Raw genomic sequence first — 21,162 nt, forward strand, 5'->3', positions numbered from 1 at the left:
GCCGCCAGAAACATCAAGATCAGCGGGCCAAAGGAAAGGACTGCTTCCGAGAAAGTAGGAACTACAGGGTCCATAACTCTAAATCACACCCATCCGCAGGAAACGACTCCGGGGCCACTGGTTACCAGCCTGAGGTTACCGGACCGTGTGGAGTGGTTCCACCCGAAAAGGCTGCGGGTCACGGTGACGGTGGTCTGGAATTGACCTCGTCCGCCGGAAGCAGAGTGGCTGAAGTTGCTAAAGGAGACACTCGACCCGGGTTCGTAGGAGTGCATCACATAGGCAGTTGCGTTGCTTGTTGACAACACCACGCCGCTTCCCGTGACGTACGATCCGGTGAGGCGTACCTTGGTCACGCTGACTCCCGCAAAGCTGAAGTCGGCGTCGCAGTTGGCGGTCACGCTGTATGTTGACTGGATCGAGAACATCCCACTGGCCCTTGCAGCAGGGGATGTGCAGTCGCCCGTCCGCAGAACCTCAACGCCGCTACCAGCACGCTGTGAGGCTTGAACCACTCCTTCACCCAGGATGATCCTGGCGAGTTCTGATTTCTTGTCCTTTCCGAGGCCGTCCAGCGCTGCCAAGGAGCTTGTAGCTGCCGCGTCTCCTGTGTTCGCCGCTGAAGTCAGCTTCTGCCTCAGCTCAGCAATAACCTGGTTCTCTGCTGCCACCCCCGACGGAGCTGCTGCAACCTTTCCAGCTGCTTCCCTCGAGGTGTCTGCGTACGCGGGTGCGACTGTCCCCGCCGCCATCAAGGCGGACAGAGAAATGGCTACGAGAGCGGCTTTGATATATTTCGACAAAATAGTACCCCCAATTACAGAATTTGACCTTACCAGCCAAACACATATTCAGACCATTGGCCAATTGGACGTCGCCCATTATTTGGCTACTTTAAAACCAGCTGAATCACAAAATCATGTGACTGGAGGATCAGAATTTATTCTGATACGGTTTATATGCGGTACTTATAATTCACGCAACGAATTGAATAGTATCTAACCGCGTATAAGAATTAATGGCACCCCAAATCGGCCAGTACCCGGTTAGCAGCTTTTGCCGCGCCGTTAACCGCGCATTCACGTCCTCCTCAGGACCCGTCCAACCGGCCTCCCTACGTTGGAAGTCATGGACAACATTTCACGCAGGTCCCTTCTTTCCGTCGGCCTCGGGGCCGGGCTGGTCGCCGCTCTGCCAGGTGCCGCCGTCGCCACCTCGATAGCCGACGACGCCGGTCTCCGCACCGATCCCTTCCTGCTGGGCATCGCCTCGGGCGAGCCGTGGCCGGACGGCTTCGTGATCTGGACCCGGCTGGCGCTGGACCCCATCGCTGAAGACGGACTGGGCGGCATGCCGTCCCGCAACGTCGCGGTCGCTTGGGAAGTGGCTGAGGACGCAAGCATGCGCACCGTGGTGGCCCGCGGCGTCGAGCAGGCCCGGATCGAAACCGCACATTCCGTCCACGTGGAGCTGAAGGGCCTCAGCCCCGGGCGCGAGTACTTCTACCGTTTCCGCACCGGCCCGCACATCAGCCAGATAGGCCGCACCCTCACCAGCCCGGCGCCGCACGAGACCCCGGCGGCGCTGGCCATGGCGTTCGCCAGCTGCTCGCAGTACGAGCACGGCTACTTCACCGCCTACGCGCGGCTAGCCCAGGACCACCCAGATCTGGTGCTGCACCTGGGTGACTACCTGTATGAGTACAAGAAGGACAGCTACGTGATCGGCGGCGGCAACCCGCGCGACCACCAGGGTCCGGAGACCTCCACCTTGCAGGGTTACCGGCAGCGGCACGCGCAGTACAAGTCCGACGCCGACCTGCAGGCAGCGCACGCCATCGCACCATGGCTGGTGGTGTGGGATGACCACGAGGTGGACAACAACTGGGCTGACGAGGTCCCAGAGAACACGGACGCAGCCCAGCTGAACGACACCACCGAGCGGTTCCGGCAGCGCCGCGCCGCCGCGTTCCAGGCGTACTACGAGAACATGCCACTGCGGGCTTCGTCCGTGCCGGCCGGGTTCGACATGAAGATCTACCGCACCATCCAGTGGGGCCAGCTGGCCAATTTCCACATGATGGACACCCGGCAGTACCGCGACGACCAGCTCGCAGGGGACGGCTGGAAGAAGAATGTGGCCGAACGCCTGGCCGCGGACCGCACCATCACTGGGGCGGAGCAGGAGAAGTGGCTGCTGGACGGCTTCAGGAACTCCACCCAGCGCTGGGACATCCTGGGCCAGCAGGTGTTCTTCGCCGAGAAGGACAGGAACCAGGCCCCGGACATCGACGACGTCTCCATGGACGGCTGGGACGGCTACGCCGCATCCCGACGCCGGATCACGAAGGGCTGGGTGGACGCGAACGTGCGCAACGCCGTCGTCCTCACCGGCGACGTGCACCGGAACTGGGCCAACGACCTCAAGGTGGACTACAAGGACCCGGCCTCCCCCGTGGTCGGCTCGGAACTCGTCTGCACCTCCATCACCTCCACCGGCAACGGCTCAGGCTCCACCACGGACCCGGTGATGGCATGGAACCCGCACCTGAAGTTCTACAACGACAACCGCGGCTACGTGAACACCCGCATTACGAAGGATGCGATGACAGCTGACTTCCGGGTGCTGGACTACGTCACCACGCCGGGCTCCCCCGTCAGCACGAAGGCCTCCTTTGCCATCCGGGACGGGGTGCCAGGGCTGGTGGCGCGGGGCTAGGGCTGGACAATGTTCACGAGCTCTGACCGGCTTCCTGTCTCCAGGTCCTCGGTAAGGACCAGCGCAGCGACCTCGGGGCAGTGATATTTATGCTCCCGGGCATTCTTTTCCAGCGGCGTCCAGTCATAGACCTTGACGCAGTTGGTGTAGGTGCGGTTTTTCGTGGTGACGGTCTCGCCGGTAGCTAGGGTGTCCCGGATGTCTTCGGCATGGCCAATGTAAAATTCCTGCCTATAGGAATCGCCGATGCGCTGTTCGGCCTTCATCCAGATGCCTGCTTTTGCCCCGTCTTTTCCATGAAGGAAGCTGCCGGCGCGGTTCAGCAATATCCCGTTCCAGTAGTTGTTCACGTCCTCGCCGAAGTACCAAACATCGCCGTTCTTGTGTTGGGCCAGGTAATCCCGGGTTTCCTCCACGAGCTGCCCGTTCTTGTATTCCTTATCGAGGTAGACCACTGCCTCAACGCCCTCAATGGTCTTGGTCTCCGGCAGGATTTCGATTTCGATCCTCTCGGTGACTTTTCCTTGCTCGGTGGTCTCGTACGTCATTTTTTTGCCGACAGGGAGGGCGAAGTATTGATTGGTGATGTTAGTGGTGAAATCGGCAGGGTTGATCTGGGGGGTGTACTCCGCGGCCCTGCTCCTTTTGGTGTTGTCAAAGAGAAAAAGCGCCGTCCCGCCACCAATCAGCAGCAGCACGACGACGAGAGCAAAGATTATTCTGGTTCGTTGATTCATGACCTTTCCCACTCCTTCTGAGTAGAAATTCCTGCCGGCGGTCAGAGCACCGTTGCTTGCCCATGGCCATAGGAAAAAGGTAGTGCAGCCAGTCCTGAACTTGAATACCCTCGGCGAACACTCCGAGTGGAGAGAGGCGCCTTGCAATAGCATCGGTGAAGGTACTATCTGTCTCAGCGAGGGGACATCGCCCCACATCACTTGCGGAGTCTTCTGGGGAGACCAAATGCCGCGCCGGGATCCCGTTCGCCGCTTCACACGCCAGCGCCCGCCCGGAAGGAAAGACTGGAACGACGACGGCGGGACGACGTTGCGTTCGCCGGCGCGGTTAGCGTCGGCGAACGGCAGCCGCTCCCCTGACCGGATAACTCCGATGACGTCCGGCAACCCTCCACCGGCAAATCCCCACCTAGCCAGCAGGAAGGAGCCCGGAATAGCGACGATCCGAAGCCCCTAGACCTAGCCTTCGGAGGGCTCGCCCGAGCTGTCTTGTTCCCGCACGTCATCCTCGTATGCGTATGGCCACTGACGGCGCACCGCTACTTCGTCCCAGCCAGCCTGCAAGCGATTGTGCGCCCGATTTGCCAGTATTTCGAGGGATCGCACAATTTCCCGTGGCGGCAGCTCGGGCCTCCCGGCAAAGTAGCCCAGCAATACGTTCACAGCAGTCGCTTCCTGGGGTGTCATTCGAGCCATGAGGCAACCGTAGAGCGCGAGGTCCGAGTAAGAAAGGCTCGGGGAGAACGTAGTTTTCAGGATCCAGTTCGGGACGGGCGGCGGTAGTGCTGGGGTCACGACCGAGCACTCCGCCGTGAGCCGGTCAGCCGATAGGCTCGGGCATCTGCTCTACGACGTACTGGGCATCCACCGAGGTGCCTGTTACGGGATCCGACATTTCTACTTTCCAGCTGCGGGCGAACTGGTCGACGCCGTGGGTCATTGCCACTGTGCCGGAGATGAGGACCGTACCGGGCTCGTTGAGGCCGCGTTCGCTGAGGACGTCCAGCCAGTAGTCGGGGCTCAGCAATGCTGCCAGCGAGCTGTCCTGAATGAGTTTGTCCGGGGTGTCACCCTCCCCAACCCATCCCTTCAGGGTGATCTGGTCCAAATGGTCCCGCACGTCATCGAGCCGCCAGGCCTTACTGCCCAGAACGTCCGGGCTCGCGTTCTTGCTCCAGGCCACCCCATGGACCTCAAGCTCGCGGTCTGTGTGGTCGCACGCCACCGTCAGCAGGACACCGTCCTCGGCAATCACCAGCGCCCATTCAGCTTCCCCGGAGGTCCGGCCGTGCTGCACCCGGACTTCGGCAACCTGCTGCGCCAGATACGGCGAAACCGGGTACAGCGCCGGCGTGGTGGCTGGGCCTGGCACTCCCAGTTCGGCCAGTTCGGCAATGTGGGCCTGCACTTCCTTCTGCTCCCGCCCTGCATAGCCGGCGTTCAGGAGGTGCTTGACCTGCACCTTGCGGGTGCTGCCGTCGGGAAGTTCGAAGATCAGAGTCGTCATGTCCTGTCCATTCTTTGCGTGTCCTGTTGAAGAAATTTACAAACCAGTAACCGAAAACGTTGGCTAATGTACAACCAGTATGCGTAATGTATACATTTAACGCCAGCGTGACAGGTCACCTGCAAACTTCTCGTGGAGGACAACACCATGGCCAACGTCCCAGTTCCGGCTTCCGGCTCAGCGCTGCGTCCGGACAAGCCGATTCACCCCAAGGGCCTGTACAAGGCCTTCGCCGCCAGCCTCACCGGTACTGCCCTTGAGTGGTACGACTTCGCTGTCTACTCGGCCGCGGCCGCGATCATATTCCCCATCGTTTTCTTCCCGTCGTCCGATCCCCTGACCGGCACCATCCTGGCTTTCTCCACCTATGCGGTGGGTTACGTGTCCCGCCCGGTCGGCGGCATCATCTTCGGCCGGCTGGGTGACCGGATTGGCCGCAAGAAGGTCCTGGTGACAACCCTGATGATTATTGGCGTGGCCACCGTGCTGATCGGCGTGCTGCCCGGTTACGACAGCATCGGCATCAGCGCACCGATCATCCTGGTGCTGCTGCGCTTCGCCCAGGGCGTTGGGGTTGGCGGCGAATGGGGCGGCGCCGTACTATTCTCCAGCGAATACGGCGATCCCCACCGGCGCGGTTTCTGGGCGTCTGCAGCCCAGGTGGGCCCGCCTGCCGGTAACCTCATGGCCAACGGCGCCCTGGCCGTCCTCACCCTTACCCTTACCGAAGAACAATTCATCGGCTTCGGCTGGCGCATCGCGTTCCTGGTCTCAGCCCTGCTGGTCGGTTTCGGCCTCTGGATCCGCCTGAAACTGGAAGACACCCCGATCTTCAAGGCCATCGAGGCTCACGGCGAACAGCCCACCGCACCCGTACGCGAGGTCCTCAGCAAGGAACTCCGGCCGCTGGTCGCCGCCACACTTTGCCGGGTTGGCCCTGACGTGCTCTACGCCCTTTTCACTGTCTTTACGCTTACTTACGGCATCCAGGCCCTCGGGTACGAACGCAGCCAGGTGCTCACCGCAGTGCTGATCGGTTCCGCATTCCAGCTGTTCATGATCCCGCTGGCCGGTGCAGTATCCGACCGCTTCAACCGCCGCCTGGTCTACGGGACCGCGGCCGTAGTGGGCGCTGTGTGGACGTTCATCTTCTTTGGCATCCTGGGCGGGGACAACGAGCCGATGCTGATCGCCGGAATTGTGCTGGGCCTCATGGCGCACTCCTTCATGTACGGGCCGCAGGCGGCCTTCATTGTGGAGCAGTTCTCCCCGAGGCTTCGTTCCACCGGCAGTTCCCTGGCCTACACTTTCGCCGGCGTGATCGGCGGCGCCATCGCCCCGCTGATGTTCACGCTGCTGCTGGCTCAGTTCGGCACCTGGATCCCGGTGGCCATCTATGTAGCCGTCGCAGCTGGCGTCACCGCGGTGGGTCTGGCGCTCGGCAGGGACTCCAACACTGTTGAAGACGAGGACTACCGCCTGCTGCTTGAAGGAACCGCAGCAGCGCCCCAGGAGTCCGCGGACAGCAACTCCAAGTAACTGGTCCAGCTGATAGTGCGGTCGTCAGGTGCGTGTTCAGGTGCGAAGTTCAGGTGCGAAGCAGGATGTCCCGGGTGACAGCCAGGTGATGGTCAATGGCTTTCTGCGCCCTCGCCGCGTCGCCGGACACCAGGGCATCGAGGATGTCCTGGTGTTCGGCGCACACCTGCTCGCGCCGGCCGCCGGTGCGGAAAAGGGCCGAGATACCCACCAGGATCTGCCGGACATGGAGCTTGCTGTACGTGCGGGAGATGAGTTCGTTTCCCGCGGCATCAATGAGCAGCTGGTGGAAGAGGGTATCCAAACGGATGAACTCCTGGGCAGCCTCCGCGTCCAGGTCCTGGGGAAGCTTGGCCTGCCGGTCCAGCGTTTCCTGCATCGTCCCGGCAGGCACCTGGCCCTGTTCGATAACCAGCCGTGCTGCATGGCTTTCCAGCACACCCCGCAGTTCCATCAGCTCCGACATTTCGCGGCCCGTTACAGGGGGAACGTAGGCCCCGCGCTGCGGAATCAGTTCCACCAGACCATCGGAGACAAGCAGGAGGAGTGCCTCCCGGACCGGAGTGCGCGACACACCGATCTCGGCGGCCAGCTCCTGCTCATTGAGGAATTTTCCCTGCACATCCGGATCGATGAGGATATTTTCACGCAGGTACGCGTACGCCTTCTCCCGGCCGGACGCCGCAGTCACCGAACTTTTTCGCATACATTATGTATACAACAGACTGGAGTTATTTCATGCGTTTAGCCGTCGCCCAAGTAATCACCGGAGCGGATCCCCTAGCGAATCTGGAGCTGGTTCGAGAATACGCCACGCGGGCCAAAGCCTCCGGCGCAGGGCTCGTGGTGTTTCCCGAAGCGGCGATGCAGGCCTTCGGCAACAGCCTGGCGGACATTGCAGAACCCCTGGACGGGCCGTGGGCCACCGCCGTCCGCAGCATCGCCAAGGATCTGGACATCGCCGTCGTCGCGGGCATGTTCACGCCGGGAACGGGCGGCCGCGTGCGCAACACGCTGCTGGTGACCGGTCCGGGGATCGACACGTCCTACGACAAGATCCACCTCTTTGATGCCTTCGGCTTCGCCGAGTCCGATTCAGTGGACGCCGGCACATCACCGGTGACCTTTGAACTCAATGGCACGGTGATAGGCCTCGCCACCTGTTATGACGTGCGCTTCCCCGCACTGTTCACGGCCAACGCCCGCGCCGGCGCCCAGGTCAACATCGTCTGCGCTTCGTGGGGTGCCGGCGAAGGCAAGGCCGAGCAATGGGACCTGCTGATCCGGGCCCGCGCTGTAGACAGCACCACGTTCGTGGTGGCATGCGGACAGGGCGATCCCGCGAGCATCGGCCTGCCGCCCACCGGCGCCGCGCCCACCGGCGTTGGCCGTAGCGCCGTGATATCGCCCCTCGGGTCACCCATATTCACCTTGGGCACGGAGCCGGAACTCGCTGTTTTAGACATCGATCCGACGGTGGTGGAAGACGTCCGCGCAAAGCTGCCCGTGCTGGCCAACGCCCGAAGCCTCTGAGGCGAAACAACTATGAATACAACCTCCACCTTGCAGGGTTACCGGCAGCGGCACGCGCAGTACAAGTTCGACGCCGACCTGCAGGCAGCGCACGCCATCGCACCGTGGCTGGTGGTGTGGGATGACCACGAGGTGGACAACAACTGGGCGGACGAGGTCCCGGAGAACACGGACGCCGCCCAGCTGAACGACACCACCGAGCGTTTCCGGCAGCGCCGCGCCGCCGCTTTCCAGGCGTACTACGAGAACATGCCGCTGCGGACCTCGTCCGTGCCGACCGGGTTCGACATGAAGATCTACCGCACCATCCAGTGGGGCCAGCTGGCCAACTTTCACATGATGGACACCCGGCAGTACCGGGACGATCAGCTCGCCGGGGACGGCTGGAAGAAGAACGTGGCCGAACGCCTGGCCGAGGACCGCACCATCACCGGGGCGGAGCAGGAGAAGTGGCTGCTGGATGGCTTCAGGAACTCCACCCAGCGCTGGGACATCCTGGGCCAGCAGGTCTTCTTCGCAGAGAAGGACAGGAGCCAGGCGCCGGACATCGACGACGTCTCCATGGACGGGTGGGACGGCTATGCCGCGTCGCGCCGCCGGATCACGCAGGGCTGGGTGGACGCGAACGTGCGCAACGCAGTGGTCCTCACCGGCGACGTGCACCGCAACTGGGCCAACGACGTCAAGGTGGACTACAAGGACCCAGCCTCCCCCGTGGTCGGCTCCGAACTGGTGTGCACCTCCATCACCTCCACCGGCAACGGCTCCGGCTCCACCACCGATCCCGTGATGGCCTGGAACCCGCACCTGAAGTTCTACAACGACAACCGCGGCTACGTGAACACCCGCATCACGAAGGATGCGATGACCGCTGACTTCAGGGTGCTGGACTACGTCACCACGCCGGGCTCCCCCGTCAGCACGAAAGCGTCGTTCGAGATCCGGGACGGGGTGCCGGGGCTGCAGGCGCGGGGGTAGCGTCCCAGCGAAGCGCCCGACCGGGTTTTGCCGGCCGGGCGCTGCTCGGCAGTCATCCGGATGCCGGCGTTTGCCCCGTCTTTTCCGTGGAGAAGGCTTCCGGCGCGGTTCAGCAATGCCCGTTCCAATAGTTGTTCACATCCTCGCCGAGGTACCACACATCGCCGCGAGCAGTCGCGCTGCTGCGCTTCGCGCTACCGCGAAGGGCTGCGGGAAGGTACGCATTCCCGTTGTCACGAGCCCGCCCTCGTACAGAAGCATCAACGCATCGGCTGTCTGGGCAGCATCGGCAACGGACGCTTGCCTGCACAGTTGCTCGAGCAGGTCCCTCAACCACTTCTTTTGGCGGATCGCTTCCGCCGCAATAGGGCTCTCCGGGTCATCTGTCTCTGCCCGCGCGTTGATCGCGCAACACCCTTTGTCGCTGTTGTCGATGGCCCACCGCCCGGAGATGTCGAAAATCGCGAGGATCTGCTCGTTGCCGGCTGCGGGTACCTGCGCGAGTTCATTTTCGAGGTACTCACGCCACCGGGCGTCACGCCGTCGGAGGTAGGCCACCGCCAGGGCCTCTTTCGAACCGAACTGGTCGTACAGTGTCTTCTTGGTTACGCCAGCCGCCGCGGCGATCGTATCCACCCCTACCGCGTGGATTCCTTCTCGGTAGAACAGCTCGGACGCGGCCTGCAGAACCAGTTCCGCTCCTTTCGTGTACTTGGGCAGCTGACTCGCTTCTCGGGCCAGCTCTTTACGGCGATCTTCGGTCATCATGCATCCACTATACCGTTCTGTATACTAATTGGCATGAGTAAACAGAGCGGTATACCCCAACGCATTGTCCTGATCGGTGCTTCCCTCGCTTTCGTTCTCAGTTGGAGTTCCGGTTTTCTCGTAGCCAAGATCGGCACCGCCGGCGCCCCGGCGCTCACGGTGGTCCTCTGGCGATTCCTCATTGTCGCGGTGATCCTGGCGCTCGCCCTCGCCGGAACCGCCCTCCGAGAAAACATCATCCGTCGTCGGGCGGGCGGCATCGGTTCGCAAAACCACCCCGGGAGACCCTCCCGCGGCTCAGTCATTCCCGGCGCGGACCTGCCGGCTTGGCGCGACATCCGTCCCCATATCGTCATCGGCTTCTTCGCCCAATTCGGCTACGTCGTACCTATCTACCTGGCCATCGCCGCCGGCGTCTCGTCGGGGACCACCGCGCTCATCGATGCCATCCAGCCACTTGTCGTCGCCACTCTCGTCGGCCCGCTCCTCGGGCTCCGCGTCCGCGCCCTCCAATGGCTTGGACTCGTGTTCGGCGCCAGTGGCGTCGCCCTGATCGTGGCTTCGGACGCATCCGCAGTCGCGTCTCCGGGCCCCGCTTACTTACTCCCGCTCGTCGCCCTCGCGAGCCTCGTCACGGCCACCTTCGTGGAGCGCCGCACCTCGGCACGCCTGGGCGTGGTTGCCACCCTGTCCACGCATGCCGCCGTCACTCTCGTGGCGGTTGCCCTGCTCGCGTGCCTCACCGGAACCCTAGCCCCGCCGGCCACCCCTGCCTTCTGGATCTCCACCCTGGTGATCGCGATCGTCCCCACCCTCGTTGCCTACGCCCTGTATTGGTTCCTCCTCCGCCGGATCGGCATCACCAGGCTTAACGCCCTCCTCTTCCTGGTTGCCCCTACCACCGCAGTCGCCGGGGCCCTCCTGTTTGCCGAACCGTTCACTCCCGCCACCCTCGCCGGCCTGGTCCTCGGGTCCGCCGCCGTCGCACTGGTCCTGTGGCCCGAGCGTTCCTCCACGCATTCCCCCTGCGCTTCCCCAGCCGATTCGGTCGACGCCGATTTCCAGACAGGCGAAGCGCCCCTTCACCAGCGCCTTGAAGAAACCAGTCGCTAGGGCAGGAGCCGGAGGTGTGCGGACGAGGCGTGCGTGAAGCGAGGTTGCTGCCGAGCAGAACCAATCCGGGATGGTCCGCCTGGCCTGGCGGTCGAAGATCACTACGCCCAGCCCGGGTGGCCAGTAGGCAATATCTCCGACCTTTGTAGGTGGTGTTGACGTTTGTCAGAATCGGCCAGAGGGCGAGGCATGAAGGAACTTCTGCTGCTCAACCAGATCGTATACCTCATAGTCATCGGGAGCAGGGAGGCCTCCTTCGCTATCCAGGACGGGGCTCCGGGGCAGAGGTTGGCCGGGACCTCGCGGAGCGCTACGAGGACTTGAAGACCGTCCTCAACGTTCACCTGCGCCGCGAAGTCACCGAGGTGATGCCCGTCGTGGACAGGGTACTGACCGAGAAGGAATTGCAGGAGGGCGCGACGCACGGCATCGATCAGCTCGACAAGAAGTTCCTGGTCGGCTACCTCGGGATGGTGTTGGCCACGAATCCACCCCAAGACCAGAAGGAAATGTTCAAGGACGTCCCACCCCCGGAGGGGCAACGCATCGGAATCCCATAGGGCTGCGGGCGGGTCTCGTCGTGAAACAACCACAGCCTGGCAGGAGCGGTACGATCTGTCTCACCGGTCGGTCGTCAGCATGGACGACGCTGACGATTGATGGGGGAACTGCTCGATGGTGGAACTGAAACGTATCTACTGGGGCCGGCTGGCGCTGAAGCTGGCATACACGGGTGTGATCTTGTGGTTAGCCGCCTCAGTTGTCCTGGCGCTCATGCCGAACAAGGCTAACACCGCGGTTGGTCAGGGCCTGCCTTCTGTGACCGCCATTTTTCGCGGAATGTTCGATGGCGTCCTGACTGCGATCGCTGTGCCCGGCATATTCGTCGTCGTCCTGACCATAGCGGCGGCCATCATCGTTTCCCAAGACGTTCGACGTCGGGACCCGGTGAGGCGGTTCACGGGTCAACAGCGTCGCCAGGGTATGGCACGGGCGGATGGCCTGTGTGAGATGGAGGCGGGGTTCCGGCGTCGCTGTTCCCGGCCCGCTGAGCACGGAGACCACTTCTATCCATGGTCTAAAGGCGGATCCACAAGCCTGCAGAATTTTATCGCCGCCTGCGCCAGATGCAACCGTACGAAGGGCGCCAGGATCCCCTCGCCGGGCCAGCAGGAAAGACTGGAACGACGACGGCGGGAGTACGTTGCGTTCGAAGGCGTTGTCAGCGTGGGCGAACGGCGGTCGCTCCCCTAAGACACGCCAAGTGCGCGGAAGCCCCGAGAGATGACGAGGTGTTGAGACACTGCTGGCTGGACCCGCACCAGTTCATGGAGAGCAGCCTTGGAGGCAGCAACAGTGACCACATGGATGTTCGTGGCCGAATGTCCGATCCCCAACGATGTCGCGGGACTAATGGTCCCGGGTGAGCGCCCAACCGCTGAGTTGAAGGCGTTCCGGAACAATGGAGTTGCGGTTGGGGTGGCCACGGTTCCGCGCGCGCCGCGGTTTCGTGACTCTCTCCCCCCGCCATGAGGGTCACGCTGGTTTCCTGCTAGATCCCCTTGATCTTGGCCTGGACCAGATTGGCAAAGGGCAGCCTTCCGTAGAGGCTGACAAACTCTGCCTGGTATGCGGCTTCAGCGGAATTGACCTCGTCCGCTGCCAATTCTTTCCAGGCGATGATCAATGACGGAGATCCGGCGAGCTGCCAAAGAAGCCTCCCGCCCCAATGGCCAACGGGCTTGCCGCGGCCGAAGTCAGCGAACTCTTGAATGCGCTTTCGGAGTCCCCGGTTGCCGCTGCTTCCCGGACCAGCTTTTCCGATGTAGAGGACATCCGCGTCCTCAATCCATTCCTTTTCCAAGGCGGGTTGGAGCAGGGATGGATCCTGCTTCTTGAAGTGTCCTCCCACGCTTGCCGCAAGGAACAACCGTTCGAAGCCCTCGGGTTTGAGCACTGCATAGATTCCAGGGATCTGTGGAATCTGCTTGATTTCCAGTTGTTCGAACGATTGAAATCCCATAAATCCGTCGTTTTGGAGCGTTAATTGGTTGATCTGCAATGGGTATTCCTTATTTCGTGGCGTCATGAAAGTTTGCTTGCAACAGGGCTTAACTCAAATCCGCAGCAGCTTCGGCAGGTAGCCCTCACCTACGACGGGAATCCCATAGCTGCGGGCCTTTTTCGCCTTGCCGGACAAGCTGTCCGGATCTGCGGCAACCAGCAGCTTCACCGCTTTTGTGATGGCAGGGTGAGGGGCAAAACCCGCGGCGCGAAGGTCAGCTTCGATGTCAGAACGATCCCGCGACATTTCACCAGTGAGGACAACTTTGTCACCTGCTGCCAGCGCCAGGGACTGGACTGCCCCTCCCGTTTCTTCGTCCTGCCCGATGACGGGCCCAGCAAGTCCCTGAGTAATGGACTCTTGGCTGATGTCGAGGAGATCGCCCACAAGACGAATGTCAGCTGCCTCCTCGGGAGTGATGACTCCGTCTTCCCAGGCGGCGGCGAGCATGGAAATCATGTACTTGATGTGGAGCTGTTCCGCGGTGCTTCGGCTTAGGCCCAGGGAATCGGCAAGGGTCACGAGCCCATCCGCCTCAGACGCCGAGATCTGCCGGTCCAAGAGTGCCCTGTCAAGCATTGCCAAGTATGCACTGTGTTCGTCAGAGCCCCCGACCTCTGGCAGGCGGTTGACCAGTCTTTCCAGGAAGTGAGGTTGGGGCTCGCTTCCTGAACGACGAAAAGCCCGCGGCAGACGTTTCGGCTCCACCGTGGGCCACGACGCAAAGTAGGCCCTGTCCAGGGAGGCGAACCATTCCGGATTCTCCCCATCCATCCGGATGTAGTTGCTGAGAACATGGGCGGCCGCTTCTGCGTCGTCACCGGCCGAGTGCGCGTTTTCGAGATCCAGCCCGAAGCTGTCGCAGCAGTCCTTCAGTGAGCGGCCCGCACCGGGAAGGTAATGGCGGGCCAGCTTCATCGTGCACAGGCATTCGTGAACTTCAAACGGCAACGCCAAACCCGCGCGGTCCATTTCGTGTGAAACGAAGCGATAGTCGAAGTGAACGTTGTGGGCGACCAGTACTCGGCCGGCCAGCAGCTCCATCACGTCATGGGCGATGTCACCAAAAACTGGAGCATGCAGGATGTCGGCAGCCCGGATGCCGTGGATGTGCTGGGGCCCCAGATCCCGCTGTGGATTCACCAGTGTCTCCCAACGGTTACTGACCGTACCGTCCGGATCGACGTGCACCACAGCGATCTCGGCAATGCGGTGGCTCCCTGGAAAGAGTCCGGTTGTTTCCACATCGACGACGGCGAATCCTGCGTTCATGGTGTTGTCCCCTAATTGACTACTGCGTCCACTGCGGAAGAGTTCTTGGTCCGCGCCTGTGCCACTATCGCATTTAGCTCTGACATCTTGGGGGTACGCCACTACAGTTTGGGTGGTATTCCTTGGCACGGGCCGTGACAGCGACTAACGTCACGGTTGCGGGGTCAGACTCCTAGTTCCCGATTGGTCACCCGACGTCCACCTTGCGGGGTTAGCGGCAGCGGCATCCCCAGTACTAGATCGCCGCCGTTGAGTCCGTCGGACCCGGTGGTTGAGTCCAGCGGTCTCCTATGGAGGCCACAAACTACGCGCCGCGGCCAGCAGACGCCAGTTGACGCTCCGCCACGTGCTCACGGGCTGGGTGATCGCCGGAGGACTCCAGCCGTTTGTTTGCCCAGCGGCGGAGGGGCTGCTCCACCAGGCGGAAGGACGCGTAGGCCAGCAGCACGGTCAGGGCCGCAGCCAGCGCGATGCGTAGCGGCAATTCCGGAATCAAAGGCATCAGCAGGAGGTACACAGGGATGTGCCAGAGATACATCGCATAGGACAGGTCACGGCCGGGTCCGGCAAGCCAGGGGTGGCTGAGGACCCGTGCCATGAAGCCGGCGGGCTCCAGGACAAGTGAGCCGATCAGCATCGCAGTCAACAGGGAAAGCACTGTGGGGCCGGCGGCCCAGAAGGCGTCGAACCAAGGGCCCGGCGTGTCCGGTTCCTTCAGCAGGAACAGCGCTGCCACCAGGGTGAGGGCCGCCAGCGGCGCACCCCGCCGTGCAGCAGACTGAAGGGAAAGGTGAAGCGTGGAACCCGGGCGGATACTGGTGAACAGCAGGGCCAAAGCACACCCGATCAGCAACTCATCGGCCCTGGTGTCCGGCCCGTTGTACAAGCGCCCCAGCGGCGCACCGGCCAAAACCAGCAGGGACCGTTCCAGCAGGAAGGCCGCCGCCAGGCCGGCAGTAGCCCAGGCGACGGTCGGGACTCTCCAGAACCGCAACATCACCAGCAGGAGCAGCGGCCACACCAGGTAGAACTGCTCCTCCACGGCGAGAGTCCAGGTTGGGCCGAGAGTCTCCCCTGTGATGGAGCCGCCGAACACGCCGACGTGGGCCAGGTTCATGACGTACGCGGCCGCCGGCAGGACAAACCCCGCTTGACCGCCCCACGCGGAGTCCGGACAGACTAAACCGACGGCGACGATCACCGCGCACAACGCTAGGAGTGCGGGCCAGAGCCGGGCCAGCCGCTTGGCATAGAAAATGCCGAGCGGCAGCCGTCCGGTGGCTAGCCGCTCCTTCAGGATCAGCAGGGTGATCACAAAGCCGCTGAGCGTGAAGAAGACGTCCACGCCGATGAAGCCGCCCGGAAGGAGTTCCGTAGCCGTATGAAAAAAGAAAACACCGATCACAGCCACGGTGCGGAGCCCGTCGAGGGCGTGCTTCCGCCCGGAGATCAGCCCGTTTTCGGGGGCTGCGGGACGTTCTCGGGCTGACAATTTTCCACTGCTCGACCTAAAATCCATCCGTCCAGCCTACATAACGTTTCGGTAACTGCCCTGAATGAAGTCTGGACACATGCTTGAAACGTGGGACTGAGCCCCTCGAACTCACACACGTCTTGATCTCGAGACCGCACAGGCCCAGTCCCGTCGACAGTAGAGCGATGCGCGGACTCACAGCAGCAGCGCAAACCCTGAATCGGTCTATTGCACGCTAGTCGTTGGGGATTAGTTCAACGTCCCCGCTTGGCCACTGCCGCGCCTCAACGCTTCTCCAGCCGCGTCGGCCGGCACCTGATCCTGCCTTCATCGACGCCGCCCAGCTGCCAGAGAACATCTCACTGGAGCGCGGCAGCACCTGGCAGGAATTCGACCATGGGTGCCGGCATCCACCTTGCGGTTTTATGAGGCGTGGCGTTACTCGAACGAGGCCAAGGAACGCGTCCGGCCAAGCAGGGAGTCCGCTTGCCCGGCCGCTGCCAACCGAATCTTTTCAGGAGCCACCGAAGCCGCGGCGTCCTCGTCGAGGGTGGTCTGCTTTCGTCCAAGTCAGCAATGAGGAGGGCACGGATCGAATCCATGTTCGATCCGCGCGCCTTTCGCGTTCCAGGTCAAAAACCTGACAGGATGTCGCCATGACGTCACATTCTCCCGAGCAGGTCAAGACTCTTCTCACCCATGCACTGGAACGGTTCAAGAAAACCGAGCTGGCCTCAGCATTAGGGGTGGAAACCCGAACCATTGCCCGATGGGCTGCCGGAGAGAACACGCCCAAACCTTTCGTTGGTGCAGCGCTGGAGTCGCTGCTGACGCCCTCCTCAATCCAACTTCACGAAAACCCGGACTTCACGTTTATCGACACCTTCGCCGGAATTGGCGGAATACGCCAAGGCTTTGAGAAACATGGTGGCCAATGCGTGTTCACGGCTGAATGGAATGCATTTTCCAAAAAAACCTACACGGTGAACTTCGGTGAAGGGCACGAGTTCATCGGGGACATCGTCGGCCAGCAAGGCAACGTTCCAGCCCATGATGTCCTGCTCGGCGGGTTCCCATGCCAGCCGTTCTCCATCGCCGGCGTAAGCAAGAAGAACTCACTCGGACGCCCTCACGGCTTCGAAGACCCGACCCAAGGGACGTTGTTCTTCGAACTTAAAGAGATTATCAAAACCACCCGCCCCGCGGCATTTGTGCTGGAGAACGTGAAAAATCTGAAGTCTCACGACCGCGGGAACACTTTCAAGGTCATCATGGCAGTGCTTCGGGACGAATTGGGCTACGACGTCTATGAGAAGGTGATCGACGGCGGACACTTCACCCCGCAGCACCGTGAGCGCATCATCATTGTCGGGTTTTCGAGGAAGACCGAGTTCACGTGGGACGACTTGGTCCTCCCTGAGAAGACCAGCCACAAGCTCGGGGACATCCTGCACCGAACCGACGGCACCGAACCTGTTCTGCCGCACGATGGCGACAAATACTTCAACCATGCAGAAAATAAGGTCAACGACAAGTTCACCTTGACGGAGAACCTGTGGAAGTACCTGCAGGATTACGCCAAGAAGCACAAAGCTGCCGGGAATGGGTTTGGCTTCGGGCTCGTCAACTCCGAAGGCCGTACTCGCACCCTCTCCGCCCGCTACCACAAGGACGGCTCGGAAATCTTGGTCGAGCAGCTAGGACAGCGCCCCCGCAGGCTTACGCCCCGCGAATGTGCCCGTCTCATGGGCTTCGATGACTCCTTTGTCATCCCCGTCTCGGACACCCAGGCCTACAGGCAGTTCGGCAATAGCGTCGTCATGCCCGTATTCCAAGAAGTCGCGCGCATCATGAAACCGCACCTGATGCAGGTCAAGGCGACTCTAGACGCGGAGCAGGCGGAACTTGAAGCAGCCAGCGCACATGAAGACTCGGCCACAACGGCCGCTGTGGAAGCAGCAGCCTGAGCAGTGATCAATATTGGGGACTATTTCCAAGGCTTCGCTGTCAAGGTCCTAGCCGACGTTGACGTCAACAAGCTCTCATCCAACCAGCACGAGTTCAATGGCAGCAAAGGATTCCGGAAACTCCTGGGTACGCCTGTCGGCAAGAACTACCTGCCGACTAAAATGGCTTACCTCGATGATGATCTGGAGGAGATGCCTGAGCTCTTTGAAACGTCACTGACCTGGTACGACACTCGGGAGAAAGACGAAACTAGGGGGCCGGAGTACCGACTCCTCTATCTCTCGGAGGCCGAGCACATCATCTACCGCGCCACGGCCGGGGACGTGCTTTTCCTTGTCAAGGAAGAAGACGGGAACCTGATTCTCGTGATTGCCAAGCAGGGATCGACGATCCTGCGGCAGCTGCAATGGATCTTCGACGTCCAGCGAACCAACGAAGACCTGTTCGTCGCCACCGATATGGGCAAACAACCCGGTCGGGAGGAAATGGCCAGCGAGGAACTCCTCGCCCTTCTCGGCATCGACGTAGATTTGGGCGACGACGACCTGCTGGATTCCATCCTGCGGCGCTTCAACAAGACCATGTGGCCGTCTACGCTGGAATTCGCCAAGTACGCTCGCTCCATGGTCAAGTACGCCGAGCCGGTTGTAGATCCAGATGAGACCCTGATGCGCTGGGTGAGCATGGAGCATCGGATGTTCCGCACTCTCGAGAAACATCGCATCAGTGAAAGCATCGCCAACGGATTCCTTGGACAAGACGGTGCGGTGGACGTCGACGCGTTTCTCAAACTGTCGCTGTCCGTTCACAATCGGCGGAAATCCCGGGCAGGGCTTTCCTTAGAGGAGCACATTTCTGCCATCCTCAGCGCCAACGGTGTTCGGTTTGAAAAAAAGGCCAAGACTGAAGGTAAGAAGGAACCCGACTTCCTGTTTCCCTCCAAGGCCGCATACGACGACCGGACATTCCCGCCCTCGTGCCTGACGATGCTGGGATCCAAAACCACACTCAAAGACCGGTGGAGGCAAGTCCTCAACGAGGCAGACCGCATCCCGGATAAACACCTGCTCACGCTCCAGCCTGCAATTTCCGAGGATCAAACGGCCGAGATGCGCGCTGAAAGGCTCCAACTCGTGATCCCACGCGAGTTGCACACCCAGGGATTTAGCCAAGCGCAGCAGATATGGCTGATGGGGCTGGATGATTTCATTATCGAGGTCAAGGCCCGGGAAAATTTAGCCACTCGCCCTGAACGGTCCGCCCATGGCTGAGTGGAAAATCCAGGATGCCCAACTGTTAGTAAGTGAGCAGGCCATCTGGCGGCCAGCCACGGTGCAGGAGATTGCCAAAGCGGCCGCCGACCCTAGCCAAAATATCCGTCCGGCCACCGGACTGCGCTTCGGGCGCATCGCACTGGCCCCGGTCGTGGTTCTTCGAGGAGCCTTGCCCGATGCGGCGAGTGTATGTGTAGGTGTCCGGCGGGGCACCTCGTTCATCCCAGTTCCCGGCGCCGACGCCCAGGGGGTTATCCATGACTCCCGTTGGCATCCGTTGGACGTGGCTGCATCGCGCGCCTGCTTCGCGTTCCTCGATAAGCACGCACTTGCCCAGGACTCCGAGATCTCCCTCGGTACTTATCTAGCCGTAAAGGCCGACGCCACCGGCGCGGGGCTGGTGGTTGATGACACGGGACCGGACGACAAGCTATCACCGGCCAGTGTGGCCAGTGATTTCACTGCCCTAGGTTTAGGGATCGATCTGTTTCCCTACCAGCAGATTGGCGCGGAGTTTCTCGTAGCTATGGCCGGACGAGGCGTCGGAGTGCTGTTGGCAGACCAGATGGGCCTCGGCAAAACCGCACAGGCGATCGCCCTGCTGCTGGACCAGCACAATCACGGCCCCTCCCTGATCGTTTGTCCAGCGTCACTGCTGCGGAACTGGTCCCGGGAAATTGGGCACGTTGCTCCGGCCCTCACGGTCACTACCCATGCAGGGCCGCTGCGTACCGGAGTGGCTAGCGGCTTGACCGGGCATGACGTCGTGATTACCTCCTACGAAACCTTGGTGAGCGACCTGAGCTTCCTTACCGACATTCCCTGGAACGTCCTCGCTTTGGACGAGGCGCAGATGATCCGCAACCCGGAGACGGCCCGAGCCCAGAGCGTCAAGTCCATGAACCGGCGGGTCTCCCTGGCGCTGACCGGGACACCGGTGGAAAACCGTCTCCTTGACCTGTGGTCCATCGCCGAGTTCGTCGTACCCGCACTGCTTGGCACCAAGGAAGTCTTCGAAGAAGCCTTCCCTGACGAGCTTGAACGGGCCGAATCTCTCGGACAAATCATCGCTCCCGTCACGCTCCGGCGTCTAGTAGCTGAGGTCGCAACCGACCTGCCAGAACTGGTCAACACCGAAACCGCCTTCGAACTGCCCTCGGACGCGACACACCGCTACACTCAGGCGGCCTCCGCCAGCGCCGGCCCCCTCGCTGCCATTACAGCGCTGCGGGTCCTGTGTGCCCACGCGGACGGGCATGGGTGGGATCCGGGGGACAGCACTGCTCCCAAAGTCGAGCACACGATGAGAATCATTGCAGAGGCCTTCAGTAGTGGGGAAAAGGTCTTAGTCTTTGCCTCTTTCCAACAGGCCCTCGACCGGATGTTCGAGACCGTGGAGAACCGGCACCCCAACGCCTTCCTGGCCGTCCTAGACGGAAGGGTTTCGGTATCGGACCGGCAAACGATCATCGACCTCTTCACTGCGTTCCCGGGTCCAGGGGCTCTACTCATGAACCCCCAAGCCGCCGGCATCGGGCTCAACATCACGGCAGCGAACCACGTCATCCACTTCAACCCCGAATGGAACCCCGCGCTGACCAGCCAAGCCACGGCACGCGCCCACCGCAGAAAACAGACCCTGCCGGTCACCGTCCATCACCTCTTCTACGAAAATACCGTGGAAGAGGATGCGCTCCTCCGCTCCGACTGGAAACGCGCCCTCGCACGACGCGTGGACGACGGCGCGATCACCACGAGAAAAGGACCCACAGCATGACGCGGCTTGGCGAGGTCAGGAAACTCCTCAGCGCAAACGATCTCGGCCTTACGGGGAGCCATCAGTCTGGTATCACCATCCCGAAAAATCCGGACATCCTTGCGTTCTTTCCTCCTTTGGATTCTGCCGTCTACAACCCTGACTTCTGGATGAGTGTCGCAACACCGCAAATAGGTCAGCATTGGTCGCTGCGCTTCATCTACTACAACAACGAAACCCACGGCCAAGGAACTCGGAACGAGTACCGGCTGACGCATACCACCCAAATGCTTCGCGCCTTATCAGCATCCGCGGGAGATGTGCTTGCGTTCCGACGCAACAGCTTCGGCGACATTGAAGCCGTGCTCCATGAAGCCAAAGACCTAGCCGAGCCAGCAGCCACGGAAACAGTGCTGCGCAATGGATGGCGCATGATCATCACCAACATCGAGGACTGAAT

General features: G+C 61.6%; 20 protein-coding genes and 1 pseudogene. 12 read left to right on the forward strand and 9 right to left on the reverse strand.

The window, feature by feature from the left end; genetic code table 11:
* Positions 1 to 83 precede the first annotated feature (83 nt).
* Positions 84 to 803, reverse strand: coding sequence for a hypothetical protein (locus tag M1E05_RS16335; protein WP_461163564.1), 720 nt, complete (start codon positions 801 to 803; stop codon positions 84 to 86).
* 325 nt (positions 804 to 1,128) lie between these two features.
* On the opposite strand from M1E05_RS16335, the gene M1E05_RS16340 reads away from it, so the two are divergent.
* Positions 1,129 to 2,718 (forward strand): alkaline phosphatase D family protein, encoded by a 1,590-nt coding sequence (locus M1E05_RS16340; RefSeq protein ID WP_461163565.1) that lies wholly within the window; start codon positions 1,129 to 1,131, stop codon positions 2,716 to 2,718.
* Here the strand turns inward: M1E05_RS16340 and M1E05_RS16345 are convergent.
* From M1E05_RS16345 to M1E05_RS16355, 3 genes are all read right to left on the reverse strand, one after another.
* The gene (locus M1E05_RS16345) at positions 2,715 to 3,455 is read right to left on the reverse strand and encodes a hypothetical protein (protein WP_461163566.1); all 741 of its coding nucleotides are present in this window, start codon (positions 3,453 to 3,455) and stop codon (positions 2,715 to 2,717) included. The two genes, M1E05_RS16340 and M1E05_RS16345, sit on opposite strands and share 4 nt — an antisense overlap.
* Positions 3,456 to 3,914: 459 nt before the next feature.
* Positions 3,915 to 4,151: a hypothetical protein gene (locus tag M1E05_RS16350; protein ID WP_461163567.1), complete on the reverse strand. Its 237-nt coding sequence runs from the start codon at positions 4,149 to 4,151 to the stop codon at positions 3,915 to 3,917.
* 124 nt (positions 4,152 to 4,275) lie between these two features.
* Positions 4,276 to 4,962, reverse strand: coding sequence for a DUF2848 domain-containing protein (locus M1E05_RS16355; protein WP_461163568.1), 687 nt, complete (start codon positions 4,960 to 4,962; stop codon positions 4,276 to 4,278).
* A 147-nt stretch (positions 4,963 to 5,109) separates the two neighbouring features.
* On the opposite strand from M1E05_RS16355, the gene M1E05_RS16360 reads away from it, so the two are divergent.
* Positions 5,110 to 6,501: an MFS transporter gene (locus M1E05_RS16360; protein ID WP_461163569.1), complete on the forward strand. Its 1,392-nt coding sequence runs from the start codon at positions 5,110 to 5,112 to the stop codon at positions 6,499 to 6,501.
* A gap of 49 nt (positions 6,502 to 6,550) precedes the next feature.
* Here M1E05_RS16360 and M1E05_RS16365 read toward each other — a convergent pair whose 3' ends face one another.
* Positions 6,551 to 7,207, reverse strand: coding sequence for a GntR family transcriptional regulator (locus M1E05_RS16365; RefSeq protein ID WP_461163570.1), 657 nt, complete (start codon positions 7,205 to 7,207; stop codon positions 6,551 to 6,553).
* Between the two features lie 32 nt (positions 7,208 to 7,239).
* On the opposite strand from M1E05_RS16365, the gene M1E05_RS16370 reads away from it, so the two are divergent.
* Both M1E05_RS16370 and M1E05_RS16375 read left to right on the forward strand, forming a co-directional pair.
* Complete coding sequence (locus tag M1E05_RS16370; RefSeq protein WP_461163571.1) at positions 7,240 to 8,034, forward strand: carbon-nitrogen hydrolase family protein; 795 nt, start codon at positions 7,240 to 7,242, stop codon at positions 8,032 to 8,034.
* Between the two features lie 21 nt (positions 8,035 to 8,055).
* Positions 8,056 to 9,012, forward strand: a pseudogene (locus M1E05_RS16375) (alkaline phosphatase D family protein); the annotation flags it as partial.
* A 135-nt stretch (positions 9,013 to 9,147) separates the two neighbouring features.
* Here the strand turns inward: M1E05_RS16375 and M1E05_RS16380 are convergent.
* Positions 9,148 to 9,780, reverse strand: coding sequence for a TetR/AcrR family transcriptional regulator (locus M1E05_RS16380; protein ID WP_461163572.1), 633 nt, complete (start codon positions 9,778 to 9,780; stop codon positions 9,148 to 9,150).
* A gap of 33 nt (positions 9,781 to 9,813) precedes the next feature.
* Between M1E05_RS16380 and M1E05_RS16385 the strand changes: the two genes are divergently transcribed.
* The 4 genes from M1E05_RS16385 to M1E05_RS16400 all read left to right on the forward strand — a co-directional run bounded on the left by M1E05_RS16385 (position 9,814) and on the right by M1E05_RS16400 (position 12,147).
* Positions 9,814 to 10,893 (forward strand): DMT family transporter, encoded by a 1,080-nt coding sequence (locus tag M1E05_RS16385; RefSeq protein WP_461163573.1) that lies wholly within the window; start codon positions 9,814 to 9,816, stop codon positions 10,891 to 10,893.
* Between the two features lie 189 nt (positions 10,894 to 11,082).
* A complete protein-coding gene (locus M1E05_RS16390; protein WP_461163574.1) occupies positions 11,083 to 11,217 on the forward strand; it encodes a hypothetical protein in 135 nt (44 codons plus the stop codon).
* Positions 11,214 to 11,453 carry a hypothetical protein gene (locus tag M1E05_RS16395; RefSeq protein WP_461163575.1) on the forward strand — a complete coding sequence of 80 codons (240 nt, stop codon included), beginning with the start codon at positions 11,214 to 11,216 and terminating at the stop codon, positions 11,451 to 11,453. Before M1E05_RS16390 ends, M1E05_RS16395 begins: the two co-directional genes overlap by 4 nt.
* A gap of 115 nt (positions 11,454 to 11,568) precedes the next feature.
* A complete protein-coding gene (locus M1E05_RS16400) occupies positions 11,569 to 12,147 on the forward strand; it encodes an HNH endonuclease (RefSeq protein WP_461163576.1) in 579 nt (192 codons plus the stop codon).
* A gap of 298 nt (positions 12,148 to 12,445) precedes the next feature.
* On the opposite strand, the gene M1E05_RS16405 is transcribed toward M1E05_RS16400, so the two are convergent.
* The 3 genes from M1E05_RS16405 to M1E05_RS16415 form a co-directional block, all read right to left on the reverse strand.
* Positions 12,446 to 12,982 (reverse strand): hypothetical protein, encoded by a 537-nt coding sequence (locus tag M1E05_RS16405; RefSeq protein ID WP_461163577.1) that lies wholly within the window; start codon positions 12,980 to 12,982, stop codon positions 12,446 to 12,448.
* A 27-nt stretch (positions 12,983 to 13,009) separates the two neighbouring features.
* On the reverse strand, positions 13,010 to 14,230 hold the full coding sequence (locus M1E05_RS16410; RefSeq protein WP_461163578.1) for an exonuclease domain-containing protein: 1,221 nt from the start codon (positions 14,228 to 14,230) through the stop codon (positions 13,010 to 13,012).
* A 304-nt stretch (positions 14,231 to 14,534) separates the two neighbouring features.
* The gene (locus M1E05_RS16415; protein ID WP_461163579.1) at positions 14,535 to 15,722 is read right to left on the reverse strand and encodes an acyltransferase family protein; all 1,188 of its coding nucleotides are present in this window, start codon (positions 15,720 to 15,722) and stop codon (positions 14,535 to 14,537) included.
* A 638-nt stretch (positions 15,723 to 16,360) separates the two neighbouring features.
* On the opposite strand from M1E05_RS16415, the gene dcm reads away from it, so the two are divergent.
* From dcm to M1E05_RS16435, 4 genes are read left to right on the forward strand one after another with little or no spacing between them, the layout of a single operon-like run.
* Positions 16,361 to 17,671, forward strand: coding sequence for a DNA (cytosine-5-)-methyltransferase (dcm, locus tag M1E05_RS16420; protein ID WP_461163580.1), 1,311 nt, complete (start codon positions 16,361 to 16,363; stop codon positions 17,669 to 17,671).
* A gap of 3 nt (positions 17,672 to 17,674) precedes the next feature.
* On the forward strand, positions 17,675 to 18,943 hold the full coding sequence (locus tag M1E05_RS16425) for a type II restriction endonuclease (protein ID WP_461163581.1): 1,269 nt from the start codon (positions 17,675 to 17,677) through the stop codon (positions 18,941 to 18,943).
* Positions 18,936 to 20,723, forward strand: a complete 1,788-nt coding sequence (locus M1E05_RS16430; protein WP_461163582.1) for a DEAD/DEAH box helicase — start codon at positions 18,936 to 18,938, stop codon at positions 20,721 to 20,723. The genes M1E05_RS16425 and M1E05_RS16430 overlap by 8 nt, the downstream gene beginning before the upstream one ends.
* On the forward strand, positions 20,720 to 21,160 hold the full coding sequence (locus tag M1E05_RS16435; protein WP_461163583.1) for an EcoRII N-terminal effector-binding domain-containing protein: 441 nt from the start codon (positions 20,720 to 20,722) through the stop codon (positions 21,158 to 21,160). Before M1E05_RS16430 ends, M1E05_RS16435 begins: the two co-directional genes overlap by 4 nt.
* The last annotated feature ends 2 nt before the right edge of the window (positions 21,161 to 21,162 follow it).

The organism is Arthrobacter sp. R4-81 (assembly GCF_054792365.1).

Coding starts and splice junctions, on each gene's coding strand:
- M1E05_RS16340 (WP_461163565.1), top strand. CDS start 1,129: ATGGACAACATTTCACGCAGGTCCCTTCTTTCCGTCGGCCTCGGGGCC.
- M1E05_RS16345 (WP_461163566.1), bottom strand. CDS start 3,455: ATGAATCAACGAACCAGAATAATCTTTGCTCTCGTCGTCGTGCTGCTG.
- M1E05_RS16350 (WP_461163567.1), bottom strand. CDS start 4,151: ATGGCTCGAATGACACCCCAGGAAGCGACTGCTGTGAACGTATTGCTG.
- M1E05_RS16355 (WP_461163568.1), bottom strand. CDS start 4,962: ATGACGACTCTGATCTTCGAACTTCCCGACGGCAGCACCCGCAAGGTG.
- M1E05_RS16360 (WP_461163569.1), top strand. CDS start 5,110: ATGGCCAACGTCCCAGTTCCGGCTTCCGGCTCAGCGCTGCGTCCGGAC.
- M1E05_RS16365 (WP_461163570.1), bottom strand. CDS start 7,207: ATGCGAAAAAGTTCGGTGACTGCGGCGTCCGGCCGGGAGAAGGCGTAC.
- M1E05_RS16370 (WP_461163571.1), top strand. CDS start 7,240: ATGCGTTTAGCCGTCGCCCAAGTAATCACCGGAGCGGATCCCCTAGCG.
- M1E05_RS16380 (WP_461163572.1), bottom strand. CDS start 9,780: ATGATGACCGAAGATCGCCGTAAAGAGCTGGCCCGAGAAGCGAGTCAG.
- M1E05_RS16385 (WP_461163573.1), top strand. CDS start 9,814: ATGAGTAAACAGAGCGGTATACCCCAACGCATTGTCCTGATCGGTGCT.
- M1E05_RS16390 (WP_461163574.1), top strand. CDS start 11,083: ATGAAGGAACTTCTGCTGCTCAACCAGATCGTATACCTCATAGTCATC.
- M1E05_RS16400 (WP_461163576.1), top strand. CDS start 11,569: ATGGTGGAACTGAAACGTATCTACTGGGGCCGGCTGGCGCTGAAGCTG.
- M1E05_RS16405 (WP_461163577.1), bottom strand. CDS start 12,982: ATGACGCCACGAAATAAGGAATACCCATTGCAGATCAACCAATTAACG.
- M1E05_RS16410 (WP_461163578.1), bottom strand. CDS start 14,230: ATGAACGCAGGATTCGCCGTCGTCGATGTGGAAACAACCGGACTCTTT.
- dcm (WP_461163580.1), top strand. CDS start 16,361: ATGACGTCACATTCTCCCGAGCAGGTCAAGACTCTTCTCACCCATGCA.
- M1E05_RS16430 (WP_461163582.1), top strand. CDS start 18,936: ATGGCTGAGTGGAAAATCCAGGATGCCCAACTGTTAGTAAGTGAGCAG.
- M1E05_RS16435 (WP_461163583.1), top strand. CDS start 20,720: ATGACGCGGCTTGGCGAGGTCAGGAAACTCCTCAGCGCAAACGATCTC.